Here is an 18,058-nt window from a genome sequence, read left to right on the forward strand (position 1 = left end):
GGTCGCCTCTCCGTGATCCGTCCGGGAAAAGCGTATACGAAGAACAATTTTGGAGGACAGCGACAGTGTCGAGCACCGCGCCCCGCGTCACCAGTCCTCGCGTCGACCCCCGGGACGACGATCGTCTCCTGCGACGACGGCACGCCCTCGTCGTCCTGCTCACGTTCCTCACCGGAAGCGCCGACGCGGTCGGCTTCCTGTCCCTGGGCGGAGCCTTCTCCAGCGTCATGACAGGCAACATGGTCCTGCTCGGACTCTCGGCCGGCAGGGGCGACGCCGACCTGGCCCTGACCTCCGGATGCGCGATCGTCAGCTTCATCGTCGGCGTCCTGGCCGGCGCCCGCGTCGTCGGCTCACCACAACCGGACGATCCCGTCTGGCCCCGCAGGGTCACCTGGGCGCTCGTCCTGGAGCTGCTCGTGTTCGGTGTCTTCCTCGTCGTCTGGGTGGTCAACCTCCCCACCCACAGCGGCCGCGTCGACCTCGCCCTGCTCCTGCTGTCGGCGACGGCCCTCGGTGTGCAGAGCAGCGCCATCCAGCGCTTCGGCGTGCCCGGACTGTCCTCCACGTACCTGACCGGCACCCTCACGAGCCTCATCGCCGGTGTCGCCGCACGCAGCCCGTGGGGCGGCCTGCGGCCCAAGGCTCAGGTGCTGCTGGCCCTGATGACAGGCGCGGCGGTCGGCGCCCTGGTGGCCCTGCACCTGCCGTTGGCGGCGCCGGTGCTGCTGATCGTGCCGCTCGTGCTCGTCATCGCCCTGTCCACTCGGATCCGGGCCTGACCCCTCAGACGCCGCGCGCGAACAGCGCCAGGCGTACCCGGTTGGGGCTGCCGGTCTTGGTCATCAGGCTCGTGATGTGGGTCTTGACCGTGGTGACACCGATGTGCAGCCGGTCGGCGATCTCGGTGTTGGACAGGCCCTCGGCGACGAGCGCCAGCACGTCCCGCTCGCGGCCCGTGAGGCCTGGCGCCTGTCGCGGCGCCTCGGCGCGCGCGTCGACCGCACGCCGGACGAGGCGGCGCAGCACATCGGCGCTGAACGGACTGTCACCGACCGAGGCGCGGCGGATGCCGTCGAGCAGGTCGCCCGGGGGAGCGTCCTTGAGCAGGAACCCGCACGCCCCGGCGGTCAGCGCCGGGTAGAGGTGGTCGTCGTCGCCGAACGTGGTCAGCACCAGGACGCGGGTGGCCGGACGTTCGGCGAGGATCCGGCTGGTCGCGGTGATCCCGTCGACACCTGGCATCCGCAGGTCCATGACGACGACGTCGGGGAGCAGCCGCGCGGCGAGGGTGACCGCGTCGCGACCGTTGTCCGCCTCGCCGACCACCTCGATGTCGGGCTGGGCGTCGCAGAGCATGCGCAGCCCCGCGCGGATGAGGTGCTGGTCGTCGACCAGCAGGACGCGGATCACGCCGGCTCCGGCGTGGGCGACCCGGCGGCGGCGGTCCCACTGTCACGGGGAACCGGCGGAGCCGACGCCCCCGGGGCCAGCGTCGGAAGGACGGTATGCACCCGGAACCCCGTCCGGGTCGGGCCGGCCTCCAACCGCCCGCCGAGGACCTCGACGCGCTCGCGCATGCCGGTGATGCCGTGCCCGCCGCCGCCCGGGACCGCCGCCGGGTCACCCGCGAGCCCGTCGTCGGACACCTCCCAGTGCACAGCCCCATCCTCGACGGCGACCACGAGACGTGCCAGCGCGGACGTCCCGGCGTGCTTGGCCACGTTCGTCAACGCCTCCTGCGTCAGGCGCAGCACCGCGAGGCCCCGTACCGCGTCGATCGTGCCCACCGCCGGGTCGATGTCGGCCTCGACGGTGACGCCTGTCTGTCGGGCCCGGTCGACTGTCGCGCCCAGGGCCGCCGGCAGCGCCGACGGGTCGATGGCGGTCAGCGCCGCGTCACCGCGTACCCCGTCGGGGTCGCGCAGCACCGCGACCAGCCGGCGCAGCTCGGCCAGGGCCGCGGTGCCGGTGCCGTGCACGTCGTCGAAGACCGCGCCCACCCGGGGGTCGACGTCGGTGAGCACGTGCCGGGCCACGCCGACGCGCAGCACCATCGACGCCACGTGGTGCGCGACGACGTCGTGCAGCTCGCGGGCGATGGCGCTGCGTTCGTCGGCGCGGGCCGCGCGGCTCTCCGACTCGTGCCGCCGCTGCTCGGCGGCTGCCCGTTCGACCGCCTGCCTGCCGAGTTCCCGGTTGGCGCGGATGACCAGACCGAGCAGCACCGGCACGCCGACCTCCAGGGCCAGCCCGACGACGCCGGAGGCGACCCGGCGGGCCGGGTCGCCGATCGAATCGGTCAGGTCCACCACCACCAGCAGCGCGGTGGCCAACCAGATGACGCGGGGACGGCGGGCCCGCATGGTGACCTCGAGCAGCGCCCAGCTGGCGCCGACCTGGTTGATCGTGAAGTCGTCGACCAGCTGGACCGCGACCGCCAGCAGGGCTGCCTGCGCCACCAGGTTGACAAGCGGCCGGCGGTGCGCCAGCAGCGCCACGGCGAACGCGAGCACGGCGAGGGTCCACTGTGTCGCAGGCGGTGTGCGTGTGGAATGGGGACCGAAGAGCAGGTAGCCCACGCCGGTGAGGTCGAGCAGCACCATCCGCACGAGCGTGTCCCGCATGTCGAACACGCGCCGCGGCCACCCCACGGACGTCAGCCTAGGTGCTGCGGAACGGTCGTGGCGGCCGCCGGTGGCCGCCACCGGGTCCGGACCGCCAGGTACGCGGCGAGGCCGAGCGGTCCGAGCAGGATGGTCAGCACCAGCACCGGAGCCATGACCAGCGCCGGCACCCCCCGTTCCCGGCTGTCCAACCACGCCCACCGCCCGACGAACAGGTCGAACGCGATCATGTGCGCCCAACCCGCCGCCGCCCCGTCGGAGGTGCCCAGCAGGTCGCGCACTCCGGCCAGCGTCGGCCGCGCCACCGCCGGCAGCACCTCACCGAACGCCGGCAGCACCAGCAGCGCGTAGATCACCACGACCGGAAGCACTATCAGTGGCGAGCCGATGATCCGGGTGGTCCACGACCAGCGGGGCAGCAGGATCATCAACGCCCAGAACGGCGCGGCCACCGCGAACGTCAGGGAGAACAGCGCGGCGGTCATGCGACCAGCTCCAGTTCCGGTCGGCGTCGGCGGGCCAGCACCAGGCCGGTCGCGGTCGCCGACGCCACGACCAGGGCCGCGACCGCAGCGAGCGTGCCGGCGTCCGGGTGCAGCAGCGGCTGGCCGCGCAGTGCCTGCCAGGTCAACAGTACGGTGAGGACGCCGTACGCGCCGCCCGCGACCACCAGCAGCCGGACGCGGGTGCGCTCGTCCAGCCGCGTCGCGAACCGGCTCAGCAGAGTCGCCAGGATCGGCAGCGCCTGCAGGGCGTGCAACCCCACGAAGTGCCCGATCCGCAGGTCGCCGCCGGTGATGCTCCAGCCGACCACCGGCAGTCCCGGCCCACCGTCGGGCACGCCGACGCTGTGCGCCCCGGAGACCCCCTCGATCCCCGGGTCCTGCGTCGGCAGCGTCATCGGCACCGCCGCGAGCATCCCCAGCAGGGACAGGCCGAGCCCCCACCGGACGGCGGTCGCGGCGACCCGATCGGGGATCCGCCGGATCAACACGACGATCCCGAGGACGAGATGCGCGAGGAACAACACCATGATCGCCGCGCCCATCGCCGCGAACAGCGCGGTGTTCAGGGGAGTGCTGTCGTTGAAGTGGCTGGCCTGCCCGCGTACCACCTGACCGACGATCACCGCCATCTCGACCACCGCCACCGCGACGATGACGGTGACCGCGCCCTCGGCGATCCGGCTGCGTCGCGGCAGGAGCGAGAGCATCCAGGCGAGCGTCCCGCCGTACAGGACGAAGGACACCGCGAACTTGAGCGGCTTGAGCCAGATCGGCACTCCCGTGAGGACGCGTGGATCGACGAGAACGCCGACCGTGGCGACGACCGCGAGCACCGCCATCGCGCCGACCAGGACCATGAGTGGGCGGTTCCAGTGTGTCGCCCGGTGCAGAACGGTAGTCATGTCTGCAGATGCTCGTTGTCGTACCCGTCGGTCGCGTCCGACCCGGAGCCCCGTCCGCGACCCACGGTGGGAGGCGGCCTCCTCCCCGGGTAGGAGGCGACGAAATCTGTCGAGGCCGGGTCACGGGTGCTGGCACAATGGCCGGCCTGCCGAGCCGGACCGGGAGTGACGATGACGACCAATGAGGACCGTGTCCGCCCGAACGAGACGACAGTGCCGCTGCTGCCCTGCCCGGCGCCGCAGGAGACCCTGGCGTTCTGGCGTGCGCTCGGGTTCGAGGTGACCTACGAGCAGACCAAGCCGTACGTGTACCTGGCACTGCGGTGGAGTGGGTTCGACCTGCATTACGGCCCCGCGCCGAAGGACCTCGACCCGGCGAGGGAGCAGAGCGGCGGCTGCCTCGTCCTGGTGGACTCGGTCGCGCCGTACCACGCGGCGTTCACCGAGGCGATGCGCAGCGCCTACGGAAAGGTGCTGGTCAAGGGACTACCCCGGATCACCCGCTACCGTGCCGGCGCGTCGCGGTTCAGCATCGTCGACCCGTCCGGCAACACCATCGTCTTCATCCGCCGCGACGAGCCGCAGGACCTGGAGTACGGCGGGTCGAAGGAACTCGACGGACTGGCCCGGGTACTCGACAACGCGCGGATCCTGCGCGAGTTCAAGACCGACGACCGGGCGGCATACCGGGCGCTGGACTCGGGCATGCGTCGACGGGCCGCTGACGCTCCGGTAGTCGAGCAGGCCACGGCGCTCGCCGGGCTGATCGAACTGTCGGTCGCCCTGGGCAAGACCGATCGGGTGCCCGAATGGGGTGCCCGCCTTCGCGCGCTCACGCTGACCGAGCCGGAGCGTACGCAGGTCAGGAGCTACGTCGCCGACCCGGCCCTGCTCGAACCGTGGTGGCGGCCCGAGGAGACCTGACCCCTGGTCGCGCCGGCCCCGGTCGCTCCTCGGCCGGCACCGGTTTCCCCGTCCGTCGGTATCCTCCGCCGATGGACCTCGATGTACGCGCCGAGCTGGGCGACCCCGACTTCACCGTGGACGACGACACTCCGGTGGTGGTCGAGCGCTTCCGGCTGGTGCACGTCGTCTGAGCCTGGGTTCTCCTGGCCTTCTCGTGGCCTTCGTGGCCTCGCAGCCTTTTCGTGACCGGTGACCGGTGCCGGCCACCGCGCAGGCGGTCTTCGTTTCCGGGGCTGGCACACCGGAGAGACGCTATGGAGCTGATGTCGTAGACGAATCAGACGGTCCCGGCGCTTGCTGACGGGGCCGCCGGCACGCGATGTCACAGACGGTTCAGCTCAATGGCGTCCATCGGCCTGGGCCGGCCCGCGCCGCCCCCGATCGGTCTCTCGTCGGCCCCAGGCGTTGCGCGGTTGCCGTGGCCCCGGTCAGGGCTCGCGGCGGGTGCGTACGCGTACCAGGGCCAGCCCGGCAACCAGCAGGACACCCAGAGCAGCGGCGGCTGCTCCGACCGTCGTGAGGACTGTCAGACGGGTACCGGTGACCGGCAGGGGGGGAACAGGTCCGGCGAGGACCACGGTCGTCGAGCAGTTCGGCGTGCAGTCGGGGTCGGAGACACCCTCCGGTGGGGTGAGGGTGGCGGTGTTGGTCAGGTCACCGATGGTGCCGAACGGCACCTTGCCGGTGATGGTGTAGGTGAGTGTTCCGCCGGCCACGACGGTGACAGTGTCCTCGATGTCACCGGTGCCGGACGCGGTGCAGCTGCTACCGGCGGATGCCTCGCAGGTCCAGGTGAACCCGGCCAGTGGCGCCGGCAGCGGATCGCTGAGCGTGGCGCCGATCGCGTCGGACGGGCCGGCGTTGGTGACGGTCACCGTGAAGGTCAGCGGCGCGCCCGGCGCGTAGTGATTAGGCATCGCTGTCTTCGCGACGGTGAGGTCCACGACAGGTCCGGCGGGTGTGACGACAGTGGACTGGCAGGTCGGCGTGCAGTCGGGGTCGGTGACGCCGGCGGGTGGGGTGAGGGTTGCCGTGTTGGCCAGATCGCCCCTGGCGTCCGACGGCACCGTTCCGCTGATGGTGTAGGTCAGCGTTCCGCCGGCCAGGATGGTGACGGTGTCGGTGATGTCGCCGCTGCCGGATGCGGTGCAGGTGCTGCCGGCGGAGGCTTCGCAGGTCCAGGTGAATCCGGCCAGCGGTGCGGGCAGCGGGTCGGCCACTGTCGCCCCGACGGCGTCGGACGGTCCGCCATTGGTGACGGTCACCGTGTAGGAGAAGGGCGCACCCGGCACGTACGGATTCGGGGTTGCTGTTTTCACGACCGCGAGGTCCACGGTCCCCGCGGCGGGGGTGACGACCGTGGACTGGCAGCTCGGGGTGCAGCCCGGGTCAAACACTCCCGCCGGTGGGGTCACGGTGACCGTGTTGGTCAGGTCGCCCGTGGCGCTCGACGGCACGGTCCCCGTGGTCGTGTAGGTGAGAGTTCCCCCGCCCGCCACGGTGACGGTGTCGTCGATGCTGCCGGTGCCGGACGCGGTGCACGTGCTTCCTGCTGATGCCGTGCAGGTCCAGGTGAACCCGGACAGCGGTGCGGGCAGCGGGTCGGTGACCGTCGCGCCCACGGCGGCGGACGGGCCGCCGTTGGTCACCGTCACCGTGTAGGTCAGTGGCGTACCCGGCACGTACGGATTTGGTGTCGCTGTTTTCACGACCGCCAGATCCACCGTGGGAATGACGGTGAGGGTGGTGGAGCCGGGCGGGTTGAGCCCGATGATCGTGGGGAAGTTGCTCGCACAGCCGGGGATCGTCGAGCCGTCCGGCGCGATGCATCCGGTGTCGGTGTACGAGCCGACCACGTCGCTTGTCACCTGCACGGAGATCGTGCACGACGCCACGCCGGCGTCGATGTCGCCGGTGAAGGCGACGGAGGTGGCGCCGGCGGGCGCGGTTACGGTGGCGTCCGAGCAGGTCGTGCTGTTGACGCCGGTGGCTGTCACGTTGCCGGGAAGGTTGTCGGTGAAACTCATCCCGTTCTTGGCTTGCAGGTCGTCGGTGTTGGTGATGGTGAAGGTGAGCGCGGAGGTCTGGCCCTGCCCGATGGTGGTCGGGCTGAAGGCCTTGTCGAGTTGCGGGGTCACGTCGACGATCTGCGGAAGGTCGAACGCGACGTCGTTGCCGACTCCCGTCGCGGTTGCGTTGTAGAGGCGTACGCCAAGCGTTGGTGTGTCGACCACTGACAATTGCAGTGCCGACGACTGCAGCTTCGCTATCCATGTGTTGTTGACGATCACAGCGCCCGGATCGGTGCAGGGGCTCAGATCCTGGGCGAGCGCCGTGGGCGCCTCGTTGAGAACGAGATCGAACCGGAGGCGCGCCCGCTGCGCGCCGGGAACCGTGCAGTTCCTCTCAGCGAAGATCGCCGAGACCGCATAGAAGTGTCCGCCGATCGCCGGAATGGTATTGCTGTCGGTCTCCAGTAGGTATCCGGCGGCCTGTGCGCCTGTCAGGCTGTTGGTGTACTCGGTGAGTATCTGGTTGGTGGCTGCTTCGTCGGGGCTCTGCCCCTGAAACAACCCCATGTCGCGTGCCATCTCCTGGAGCCGACTCCATGCGGCGGAACGGCCGCACTGGTCGTTGTTCGTGACCGGCGGGCTGCCGCCGTTGGGCGGTAGCGGCGAGTCCGACCGCATGATCCAGCCGTTGCACGCGCCCGCACCGGGGCTCCACGCCGGGTCGGCGGTGTAGGTCTCGCTGTCCGCGCCGCTGCCGCCCGGCCCCGGCACATAGACCGATCCGGGCGAGCCGGTGTAGGAGCCAATGCGGATCGGTGCGGCGACCGCACTCTCGTTGGAGAAATCCTCGGTGAACACAGGCGTGCCGGGCTGCGGCGTTCCGGGGAGGCCCGGAACCGTCGCCAATGCGGGCTGGCCCGACACCACAAGGACAAGCGTCGAGGATGTCAGCAATGCGCCGACCGCCCCCAGCGCCGATGTGAACCAGCGGCGTCCCCCGCGAACCATTTTCATTTCCCCCGTTGTGCAGATTGCACTGACAGCGCTGCTTCCTCCGAACCGGGATCGACAATTTCAGAAGTGTGCAGTCCAGACCTAGTCCTGATAGGTGGTCACCCGATCGAGTGAGTCAGTGCGCAGTGAATTCACATTCCGTCAAGCGGTTCGCCGGCGGATGGTTTGCTGCGGCGGAAAGTGAGTTCGTAGGCGGGGAGAGGCGGGCATCCCGGTCACGGGCGGTCAAGCCGTGCGGCCGTGCCTGCGCGACGGTGCTCGCCGGTGGCATGGCTCTCCCGATCTGGCTGCGACCCGGCCAGCGCCTCGTCTAGTGTCGAAGCGTTCGCATTAGGTGCGATTAGTCGGGAAGGTGCTGCGATGGGGGTGCGCCGCTGGGTCCAGAGCTGGCCCCTCTACCGGCAGCTCACCGGCACGGACCCGCTCGGCCGGGGCGCTGCGGCCAAGTCCGCCGGCTCGCTGTCGCTGACCGCCCGCACCGACACCGCCGACTCGATGGCGCGCTCGGTCTGCCCGTACTGCGCCGTGGGTTGTGGGCAGCGGGTGTTCGTCAAGGACGGGCAGATCACCCAGATCGAGGGTGACCCGGACAGCCCGATCTCGCGGGGTCGGTTGTGTCCCAAGGGCTCGGCGAGCAAGAGCCTGGTGACCAGTCCGCTGCGGCAGACGACTGTCCGCTACCGCCGACCGTACGCCACGGAGTGGGAGGACCTTGACCTCGACACGGCGATGAACATGATCGCCGACCGGGTCCTGGCAGCCCGGGACGAGACCTGGGAGGACGTCGACGACGAGGGCCGACCACTCAACCGGACGCTCGGCATCTCCAGTCTGGGTGGGGCGACGCTCGACAACGAGGAGAACTACCTCATCAAGAAGTTGTTCACCGCGATGGGCGCTCTTCAGATCGAAAACCAGGCCCGTATTTGACACTCCGCCACCGTCCCCGGTCTGGGGACCAGCTTCGGTCGCGGCGGGGCCACCCAGTTCCAGCAGGACCTGTCGAACTCCGACATGATCGTCATCCAGGGTTCGAACATGGCCGAGGCGCACCCGGTGGGTTTCCAGTGGGTGATGGAGGCCAAGCGCCGCGGGGCGAAGGTCTTTCACGTCGACCCCCGGTTCACTCGGACGAGCGCTGTCGCTGACGCGTACCTGCCGATCCGGGCGGGCACGGACATCGCCCTGCTCGGTGGGGTGGTGCGGTACATCCTCGACAACGAGCTGGACTTCCGGGAGTACGTGGTCGCGTACACGAACGCCGCGACGATCGTGACCGGGGAGTACCGCGACACCGAGGATCTGCACGGCCTCTTCTCCGGCTTCAACGAGGACAACGCCAGCTACGACCAGAGCAGCTGGCAGTACGAGGGAACCGACGAGAACCCCTCAAGTGGCGACACCGAGACCCAGCGGGAAACGGCAGCCGGGTTGGAACACGAGTCGCACGGCGCGCCTGTGAACGGGCAGACCCAGCGCGACGAGACGTTGCAGGATCCGCGCTGCGTCTACCAGATCCTCAAGCGGCACTACGCCCGCTACACGCCCGAGATGGTGGAGCGGGTCTGCGGGATCCCGCAGGAGAAGTTCCTCGAACTGGCGCAGGCCTGGACGGCGAACTCGGGCCGGGAACGGACGAGCATGCTCGTCTACTCGGTGGGGTGGACGCAGCACAGCGTCGGTGTGCAGTACATCCGGACCGGAGCGATCATCCAATTGCTGCTGGGCAACATGGGTCGCCCGGGTGGCGGGGTGATGGCGCTGCGCGGACACGCCAGCATCCAGGGCTCCACCGACGTCCCCACCCTGTTCAACCTGCTGCCCGGCTACCTGCCGATGCCACACCACGCCGACCACCCCACCCTGGACGAGTGGGTGGACAGCATCCGGCACCCGGGGCAGAAGGGCTTCTGGGGCAACGCCCGCGCCTACGGGGTCAACCTGCTCAAGGCGTACTGGGGTGACGCGGCCACCTCCGAGAACGACTTCTGCTACGGCTACATGCCGCGGATGACCGGCGACCACGGTACCTACCAGCAGGTGCTCAACATGATCGACGGGAAGATCAAGGGCTACTTCCTGCTCGGGCAGAACCCGGCGGTCGGCTCCGCCCACGGCCGGGCGCAGCGGCTCGGTATGGCGAACCTGGATTGGCTGGTGGTCCGGGACCTGTTCATGATCGAAAGTGCGACGTTCTGGCAGAACGCGCCGGAGATCGAGACCGGCGAGATCGTGCCCGAGGCGTGCCGGACGGAGGTGTTCTTCCTGCCCGCCGCCTCGCACGTGGAGAAGGAGGGCAGCTTCACCCAGACGCAGCGGCTGTTGCAGTGGCGGGAGAAGGCCGTCGAGCCGCCGGGCGACGCCCGCTCCGAGCTGTGGTTCTTCTACCACCTCGGCCGCATCATCCGGGAACGGCTGGCGCAGTCGACCCGTCCCCGGGACCGGGCACTGCTCGACCTGAACTGGAACTATCCGACGCACGGTCCCACCGCGGAGCCGAGCGCCGAGTCGGTGCTGTACGAGATCAACGGATACGACGTGGCCAGCGGCCGCCCGCTGTCGAGTTACACCGAGATGAAGGACGACGGCTCCACCGCAGGCGGCTGCTGGATCTACACGGGCGTGTACGCCGACGGCGTCAACCAGGCGGCCCGGCGCAAACCGGGCGCCGAGCAGTCCCTGGTGGCGCTGGAGTGGGGCTGGGCGTGGCCGTCGAACCGCCGCATCCTGTACAACCGTGCCTCCGCCGACCCGGACGGCAACCCGTGGAGCGAGCGCAAGCGCTACGTCTGGTGGGACGCGGACAGGGGCGAGTGGACGGGCTACGACGTGCCGGACTTCGAGAAGACCAAGCCGCCGTCGTACCGGCCGCCGCCGAACACGGGTGGCGTGGCGGGCATCGCGGGCGACGACCCGTTCATCCTTCAGGGCGACGGCAAGGGCTGGTTGTTCGCGCCGAGCGGTGTCCTGGACGGGCCGCTGCCGACGCACTACGAGCCGGTGGAGTCGCCGGTGCGCAACCCGCTGTACCGCCAGCAGGCCAACCCGACCCGGAAGGTCTACACACACCCCATCAACACGCTGAACCCGAGCCCGCCGGAGGACCACAGTGACGTCTTCCCTCTCGTGTTCACTGTCAGCCGGCTCACCGAGCACCACACGGCCGGTGGGATGAGCCGTACGGTGTCGCCGCTGGCGGAGTTGCAGCCGGAGATGTTCGTCGAGGTGTCACCGGAGCTGGCCGCCGAACGCGGACTCGACCACCTCGGCTGGGCGCACCTGATCACCACCCGGGCGGCCATCGAGGCGCGGGTCCTGGTGACCGACCGCGTCACCCCGCTGCGGGTCGACGGCCGGGTCATCCACCAGGTCTGGCTGCCGTACCACTTCGGCTACGAGGGCCTGGTGACCGGCGACTCGGCGAACGACCTGTTCGGCATCACCCTGGACCCGAACGTGCTGATCCAGGAGAGCAAGGTCGGCACCTGCGACATCCGGCCCGGCCGGCGCCCGAGGGGACCGGATCTGCGGGACCTCGTGTACGACTACCGGCGGCGGTCGGGAGACCTGAGCCACCGCTATCCACCGTTGGTCACGACCGACGTCGCCGACAGCAGCAGCGACCAGGAGGGCTGACCGATGCCCCACGCCAACGCCCTGTACGGGCCGCTGGACCCGGCGCCCGACGCCGGCTATGTGGACGCGCCGCCCCGGATGGGGTTCTTCACCGACACCAGCGTGTGTATCGGGTGCAAGGCGTGTGAGGTGGCGTGCAAGGAGTGGAATCTCGTTCCGGAGAGCGGCCTGGATCTGCTGGGCATGTCGTACGACAACACGGGTGCGTTGACGGCGAACTCGTGGCGGCACGTCGCGTTCGTCGAGCAGCCCCGCACGACGGGCCAGGAGATCCCGGCGTTCGAGGGGCAACCGGACGGGCCGTCGGTCAGCGCGGCCACGGCGGCGGTCGGCGCGCGGACCGGCAGCGACACCGGAACGGTTCCGGGCCTTTTGCCCGGCTCGCCGGCCGTGGCGGCCCGCATGTCGGCCGGTCCGGAGTTTCTGGGGATGCCTGGTGCGCAGCCGCCGGGGCGGGGTTCGGGTGTGGAGGGGCGGACGGATTTCCGGTGGTTGATGATGTCGGATGTGTGCAAGCACTGCACTCATGCGGCGTGTCTGGATGTGTGTCCGACGGGGTCGTTGTTTCGGACCGAGTTCGGGACGGTGGTGGTGCAGGAGGACATCTGTAATGGGTGTGGGTACTGCATTTCGGCGTGTCCGTACGGGGTGATCGATCAGCGTAAGGGTGACGGTCGGGCGTGGAAGTGCACGTTGTGTTACGACCGGTTGGGTGCGGGGATGACGCCTGCGTGTGCGCAGGCGTGTCCGACGGAGTCGATCCAGTACGGGCCGCTCGACGAGTTGCGGGAACGGGCCGCAGCGCGAGTGGTGACGCTGCACGAGCGGGGGGTGCCCGAGGCGCGGTTGTACGGGCAGGACCCGAATGATGGTGTGGGTGGTGACGGGGCGTTCTTTCTGCTGTTGGACGAGCCCGAGGTGTACGGGTTGCCACCGGACCCGATCGTGACCACCCGTGACCTGCCGGCCATGTGGAAACGCGCAGGCCTCGCCGCGGTGACGATGGCCGCCGTCACCGTTGTCGCGTTCCTGGGCAGGCGGCCATGACCGACACGACATCGCCCGACGGGCACCGGCGGCGGGGACGCGCAGGCGGCGAACAGCTCGCCGTCCCGCCCGCCGACTTCAGCTCGTACTACGGCCGGCCGGTGCTCAAACCGCCGGTCTGGAGGTACGACATCGCGGGGTACCTCTTCACCGGCGGCCTCGCGGCAGGCGGTGCGCTGATCGGCGCCGGCGCCCAGGTGACCGGCCGTCCCGAACTGTGCACAGTGGGCCGTTGGACGGCCCTCGGCGGTGTCACCGCCAGCACGTACCTGCTGATTCACGACCTCGGGCGGCCGGACCGGTTCCACCACATGCTCCGGGTCGCGAAGCTGACCTCGCCCATGTCCGTCGGGACCTGGATCCTCGCGGCGTTCGGGCCGCTGGCCGGGGTTGCGGCTGTCGCCGAACTCGCGCCGCTGCTCCCACAGCACGGCGTGTTCGGCCTCGCCCGCCGGCTGGCGCCGCCGGTCGGCGCCGCCGCCGGCCTAGCCGCCGCCGCCGTCGCGCCGGCGCTGGCCACGTACACCGGGGTGCTGCTCGCCGACACGGCCGTGCCGTCCTGGCACGACGCCTACCCGTCGCTGCCGTTCGTCTTCGCGGGAAGCGCGCTCGCCGCCGCGTCCGGGGTCGGCCTGATCGCGGCGCCGGCCAGGCAGACCGCCCCGCTGCGGCGACTCGCCCTCGCCGCCGCGACGGTCGAGATGGCCGGCGGACGCCAGCTGGAACGGCTCGGTCTGACCGGAGAGCCGTACGCGCGTGGCCGCAGCGGCCGGCTGATCACCGCGGGGCGGGTACTGCTCGCCGTGGGCACCGCCGCCGCGCTTGTCAGTCGCCGAAGCCGGCTTCTGGCGGCGATCTCCGGCGCGGCCCTCGTGGCCTCGTCGGTGGCCACCCGGTTCGGCGTCTTCGAGGCAGGCCGCGCCTCGGCGCGCGATCCCAAGTACACGGTCGTACCCCAGCGGGAGCGACTCGAGGAGAAGAACGCGGCGGCGCCCCGATCCTGAGCGGCCGCGACGCGCCACCCGCAGGACGGGTCGCCGCCTCCGGACCTCGTCGGCGGCGACGCCACCCGCTCAGCCCGTGAACAGCTTCGCTGCGGTGATGGCGGTCTGGACGATGCCGTAGCCGAGCAGTGCCGCGACGAGCAGCCACGATATCCAGAGCCGCCCGGTCTGACTGCCGACGTGCTGCGGTACCGGGGGGTTGCTCTGCGGGCCGAGGGCGACCGGATCGGTGACGGTGGCCTTGGCCACGGGCGACGTCGATCCCCGGTCCGGCTCGTGGAACCGGTCGGGCACCGGACGCACGAGCAGGTTGGCGATGAAGCCGATGGCCAGGATGCCGACCATGGTGAACAGCGCGGGCCGGTACGACGAGGCGGTGAGGGTGCCCGGCTTGCCCTGGGTGTCGAGGATCCCGTTGACGATCAGTGGGCCGGCGACACCCGCTGCCGACCAGGCGGTCAGGATCCGGCCGTGGATGGCGCCGACCTGGAAGGTGCCGAACAGGTCGCGCAGGTACGCGGGCATGGTGGCGAAGCCGCCGCCGTAGAAGGAGATGATCGCGGCGGCGATCAGCACGAAGACTGCGGTCGCGGAGTGGCCGGCCACGGCGAGCAGCACGTACAGCACCATGCCGACGCCGAGGTACACCATGTAGATGGGCTTGCGGCCGATGAGGTCCGACGTCGTCGACCAGACGAACCGTCCCGCCATGTTGAACAGCGACAGCACTCCCACGAAACCGGCGGCCGCCGACACCGAGACGGCGGTGGACCCGTTGTCCCGGAAGAAGTCCTGGATCATCGGGCTGGCCTGCTCCAGGATGCCGATGCCGGCCGTGACGTTGCAGAACAGCACGATCCACAACAGCCAGAACGACCGGGTACGCACGGCGTTCGTCGCGGACACGCTCGCCCTGGTCACCAGCGGCCGGCTGGCGACGGTCGCCGGGTCGAACCCGGCGGGCCGCCAGTCGGGCGCCGGAACCCGGACGTTGAACGGACCGAACATCATGATCACGAAGTAGCCGATGCCGAACGTGACGAAGAGCGCCACGAGCGCGCTGCCCGACGCGACGGCCCCGGGGTTGGCGGGGTTGTAGTCCGAGTCGTAGAGCGAGAGCAGTTGGCGTGCGAGCGGGCCGGCGACCAGGGCACCGCCGCCGAAGCCCATGATGGCGAGCCCGGTGGCGAGGCCCGGCCGGTCCGGGAACCACTTGATCAGGGTCGAGACCGGCGAGATGTAGCCGATGCCGAGCCCGATGCCGCCGATGACGCCGTACCCGAGATAGAGCAGCCACAGCTGCTGGGTGGCGATGCCGAGCGCGCCGACGAGGAAGCCGACGGCCCAGAAGCACGCGGAGACGAACATCGCCCGGCGTGGCCCGTTGCGTTCCACCCACCGTCCACCCACCGCCGCCGACGAACCCAGCATGACGATGGCGATGCTGAAGATGGCACCGATCGCCGTCTGGCTGGTGTCGAAGTGCGCGATGAGGGAGTTCTTGTAGACGCTCGTCGCGTAGACCTGCCCGATGCACACGTGCACCGCCAGCGCCGCTGTCGGGATGAGCCAGCGGCTGTATCCCGGGGGAGCGACGGTGTGCCGAGGGTCGAATACCGACAGCATGGGCATCGTCCGCACCTCCTGCGGCTGAGCGGGCCGGCGGCGGGGCAGGGTTGCCCGTGCCGGTAGCTGACAGAGCGGTGCCGCCCTTAGTGGCGGCCCGGTGCCCGCCTGCGTCAGCCGTGGCCGGCTGCATTCTCACGTTACGTGGCGGCCGGTTCGCACCTCGTCGTAATGCGAAACACGGGCACGGGGACGCCGGCTCCGCAGACCGAGGGGTCGGCATCCGCTCGTAGCCTTTGCTCTGCTTCAACCGACGCAACACTTACGGCCCGAAACCATTGCGCGGCTTGAAGCAGAGCAAAGGCGGCAACGAATGCCCTCGCTGCCCGCCCGACCGGCCCGCTGGCGTGCCGGCACAGAAACGGGGGCGGGCCGACCGGCCCGCCCCCGACTGTGGTCCTTCGGCTCAGTGGATCGCGGCCTTTGCGGCCGCCTCCTCCTGGGCGCGTCGTTCGTCCCCGCTGACTGTGTGCAGCGGCTTCTCCTTGATGAACAGCACGACGATCAGCGCGAGCAGCGCGAACGGCGCGCCGACCAGGAAGAGGTCGGCGGTGGCGGTGCCGTAGACGTCCTGCACGATGCGGACCACCGGCTCGGGCAGGGTGGACAGGTCGGGCACCTCCGTGGAGCCGCCGCCGGCAGTCGCCGCCGGGCCGAGCCGCTCGGTCGTCAGCGAGGTCACCCGGCTGGCCAGGACCGCGCCCAGGGCACTGACCCCGATCGCGCCGCCCATGCTGCGGAAGAACGTCAGCACGGAGGTGGCAGCGCCGAGCTCCTGCGCCGGCACGTCGTTCTGCGCGGCGAGCACGAGGTTCTGCATGAGCATGCCGACGCCGACGCCCAGCACGGCCATGTAGACCGACAGGACGAGGACGCTGGTGTCGGCGTCGATGGTGCCCAGCAGCAGCATGCCGACGGTCATCACGGCGGCGCCGGCCACCAGGTAGGCCTTCCACCGTCCGTACTTCGTGATGAGCTGACCGGCCACCGTCGACGAGACCAGCAGACCGAAGATCATCGGGAGGCTCATGAGACCCGCGACGGTGGGCGACTTGCCGAGCGAGATCTGGAAGTACTGGGACAGGAAGACGGTGCCGCCGAACATCGCGACACCCACGAGCACGCTGGCGATCGTCGTCAGCGAGACGGTCCGGTTGCGGAAGATGTCCAGCGGGACGATCGGCTCGGCCGCCCGCGACTCGACCACGAGGGCCAGCGCCAGCAGAACCAGACCGCCGACGACCATCAGGGCCGTCCAGCCGGAGGCCCAGTCGAACTTGTTCCCGGCCAGGGACGACCAGATCAGCAGCGTGGAGACGCCCGAGGTGATGAGCAGGGCGCCCAGCCAGTCGATCTTCGCCTTGCGGCGGACGACCGGCAGGTGCAGGGTGCGCTGGAGCAGGGCGATGGAGATGATGCTGAAGGGGACGCCGATCAGGAAGCACCACCGCCAGCCCAGCCACGACGTGTCGACGAGCAGGCCACCGATCAGCGGGCCGGCGATGGTGCCGACCCCGAAGACCGCGCCGAAGATGCCGGCGTAGCGGCCCAGCTCACGCGGCGGGATCATGGCCGCCATCACGATCGTGGCCAGCGCCGTCATGCCGCCGGCGCCGATTCCCTGGACGATACGGCTGAGCAGCAGCACCTCGACGTTCGGCGTCAACCCGGCGATGAGTGAGCCCACCACGAACAGGCCCAGCGAGAGCTGGATCAGCAGCTTCTTGCTGTACAGGTCGGCCATCTTGCCCCACAGCGGCACCGTCGCGGTCATGGCGAGCAGTTCGCTGGTGACGATCCAGGTGTAGACGGTCTGGCTGCCGTTCAGGTCGGCGATGATCCGCGGCAGCGCGTTCGCCACGACGGTGGAGGCGAGGATGGACACGAACAGGCCGACCATCAGGCCGGACAGGGCCTGGAGAACCTCCCGACGCGACATACGCGTGCCGACGGCGGCGGTGTCGGCGGGCGGGACGGTTGTGGTCATTGACGCTCCCTTGTCGGGTTTGTGGCGGAGTGACTGGCCCCGCAGCTGATCTGCGGCGAGGCGGGATCCGGTGGTCAGGAGGCGGGCGGCGGGTCCGGCAGGCCGGCGGCCAGCGCGGCGAATGCCTCGTCGACGAAGTCGCGAAGCGGGCGTGTGTCGTCGCCGGCGGCCCAGCGCAGCATCGCGGTGTGGAACGCGGCGCTGGTGACGGCGGTGATCAGCGGCGGGAGGCCGTGGTCGGGCCCCACGCCGAGGCGGGTGGCGACGACCGAGACCATGGCCCGCTCGGTCGCGATGTTGCTGGACACCAGTCGAGGCAGCAGCGTGGGGTTCTGGGTGATGACCGCGAGCCGCAGCCGCCACAACTCCCGGTCGGCCTGGATCGTGTCGATCGCCTCGTCGAGGGCCAGCCGGACGGCACGCAACGCCGGTACGTGCGCGGGGACCGCCGCCAGACGTGCCACGACCGGGGTGCCGTCGAGTGCCGGATCGTCGGTGAGTGCCTCATCCTTGCAGGTGAAGTAGTTGAAGAAGGTACGCGAGGAGACGTCCGCGGCCTCGCTGATCTCCTCCACTGTCACGTGCTCCAGGCCGCGTTCGGCCACCAGTCGCAACGCGGCGGCGGTCAACGCGGCCCGGGTCTGTGCCTTCTTGCGGTCTCGACGCCCGATGGCAGCGTGGTCGGTGTCGGTCACGCGAGCGAGGCTAGGAGCAAACTTGCACAGCCTGCA

At 70.2% G+C, this 18,058-nt stretch carries 13 protein-coding genes and 1 pseudogene; 6 read left to right on the plus strand and 8 right to left on the minus strand.

Features of this window, described 5'->3' with window-relative positions:
- Positions 1-65: 65 nt before the first annotated feature.
- Entirely contained in the window at positions 66-782 is a 717-nt protein-coding gene (locus AB0N27_RS05865) for a YoaK family protein (RefSeq protein WP_364363764.1), read from the plus strand.
- A gap of 4 nt (positions 783-786) precedes the next feature.
- Here the strand turns inward: AB0N27_RS05865 and AB0N27_RS05870 are convergent, their stop codons facing one another.
- The 4 genes from AB0N27_RS05870 to AB0N27_RS05885 are packed head-to-tail and all read right to left on the minus strand — an operon-like array spanning position 787 to position 4,035.
- Entirely contained in the window at positions 787-1,413 is a 627-nt protein-coding gene (locus tag AB0N27_RS05870; protein WP_364363767.1) for a response regulator transcription factor, read from the minus strand.
- Positions 1,410-2,627 carry a histidine kinase gene (locus AB0N27_RS05875; RefSeq protein WP_364366086.1) on the minus strand — a complete coding sequence of 406 codons (1,218 nt, stop codon included), beginning with the start codon at positions 2,625-2,627 and terminating at the stop codon, positions 1,410-1,412. Before AB0N27_RS05875 ends, AB0N27_RS05870 begins: the two co-directional genes overlap by 4 nt.
- 32 nt (positions 2,628-2,659) lie before the next feature.
- A complete protein-coding gene (locus tag AB0N27_RS05880; RefSeq protein ID WP_364363770.1) occupies positions 2,660-3,112 on the minus strand; it encodes an ABA4-like family protein in 453 nt (150 codons plus the stop codon).
- A complete protein-coding gene (locus AB0N27_RS05885; RefSeq protein WP_364363773.1) occupies positions 3,109-4,035 on the minus strand; it encodes a hypothetical protein in 927 nt (308 codons plus the stop codon). The genes AB0N27_RS05880 and AB0N27_RS05885 overlap by 4 nt, the downstream gene beginning before the upstream one ends.
- Positions 4,036-4,206: 171 nt before the next feature.
- On the opposite strand from AB0N27_RS05885, the gene AB0N27_RS05890 reads away from it, so the two are divergent.
- Both AB0N27_RS05890 and AB0N27_RS05895 read left to right on the plus strand, forming a co-directional pair.
- Positions 4,207-4,959, plus strand: coding sequence for a glyoxalase (locus tag AB0N27_RS05890; protein ID WP_364363775.1), 753 nt, complete (start codon positions 4,207-4,209; stop codon positions 4,957-4,959).
- A 77-nt stretch (positions 4,960-5,036) separates the two neighbouring features.
- Positions 5,037-5,132, plus strand: a pseudogene (locus tag AB0N27_RS05895) (RNA-binding protein); the annotation flags it as partial.
- 297 nt (positions 5,133-5,429) lie between these two features.
- On the opposite strand, the gene AB0N27_RS05900 reads toward AB0N27_RS05895, so the two are convergent.
- A complete protein-coding gene (locus tag AB0N27_RS05900; RefSeq protein WP_364363778.1) occupies positions 5,430-7,871 on the minus strand; it encodes a DUF11 domain-containing protein in 2,442 nt (813 codons plus the stop codon).
- Positions 7,872-8,387: 516 nt separating this feature from the next.
- Here AB0N27_RS05900 and fdh point away from each other — a divergent pair.
- The 3 genes from fdh to nrfD are packed head-to-tail and all read left to right on the plus strand — an operon-like array spanning position 8,388 to position 13,714.
- Entirely contained in the window at positions 8,388-11,663 is a 3,276-nt protein-coding gene (fdh, locus tag AB0N27_RS05905) for a formate dehydrogenase (protein WP_364363780.1), read from the plus strand.
- A 3-nt stretch (positions 11,664-11,666) separates the two neighbouring features.
- The gene (locus AB0N27_RS05910) at positions 11,667-12,710 is read left to right on the plus strand and encodes a 4Fe-4S dicluster domain-containing protein (protein WP_364363782.1); all 1,044 of its coding nucleotides are present in this window, start codon (positions 11,667-11,669) and stop codon (positions 12,708-12,710) included.
- Entirely contained in the window at positions 12,707-13,714 is a 1,008-nt protein-coding gene (gene nrfD, locus AB0N27_RS05915) for an NrfD/PsrC family molybdoenzyme membrane anchor subunit (RefSeq protein WP_364363785.1), read from the plus strand. The genes AB0N27_RS05910 and nrfD overlap by 4 nt, the downstream gene beginning before the upstream one ends.
- A gap of 69 nt (positions 13,715-13,783) precedes the next feature.
- Here the strand turns inward: nrfD and AB0N27_RS05920 are convergent, their stop codons facing one another.
- From AB0N27_RS05920 to AB0N27_RS05930, 3 genes are all read right to left on the minus strand, one after another.
- Complete coding sequence (locus AB0N27_RS05920; protein ID WP_364366089.1) at positions 13,784-15,340, minus strand: OFA family MFS transporter; 1,557 nt, start codon at positions 15,338-15,340, stop codon at positions 13,784-13,786.
- A 406-nt stretch (positions 15,341-15,746) separates the two neighbouring features.
- Positions 15,747-17,327: an MDR family MFS transporter gene (locus tag AB0N27_RS05925; protein WP_364363788.1), complete on the minus strand. Its 1,581-nt coding sequence runs from the start codon at positions 17,325-17,327 to the stop codon at positions 15,747-15,749.
- A gap of 74 nt (positions 17,328-17,401) precedes the next feature.
- Positions 17,402-18,022 (minus strand): TetR family transcriptional regulator, encoded by a 621-nt coding sequence (locus AB0N27_RS05930; RefSeq protein WP_364363791.1) that lies wholly within the window; start codon positions 18,020-18,022, stop codon positions 17,402-17,404.
- Positions 18,023-18,058 lie beyond the last annotated feature (36 nt).

It is taken from the genome of Micromonospora sp. NPDC093244, from assembly GCF_040683695.1.
Taxonomy (GTDB): domain Bacteria; phylum Actinomycetota; class Actinomycetes; order Mycobacteriales; family Micromonosporaceae; genus Micromonospora.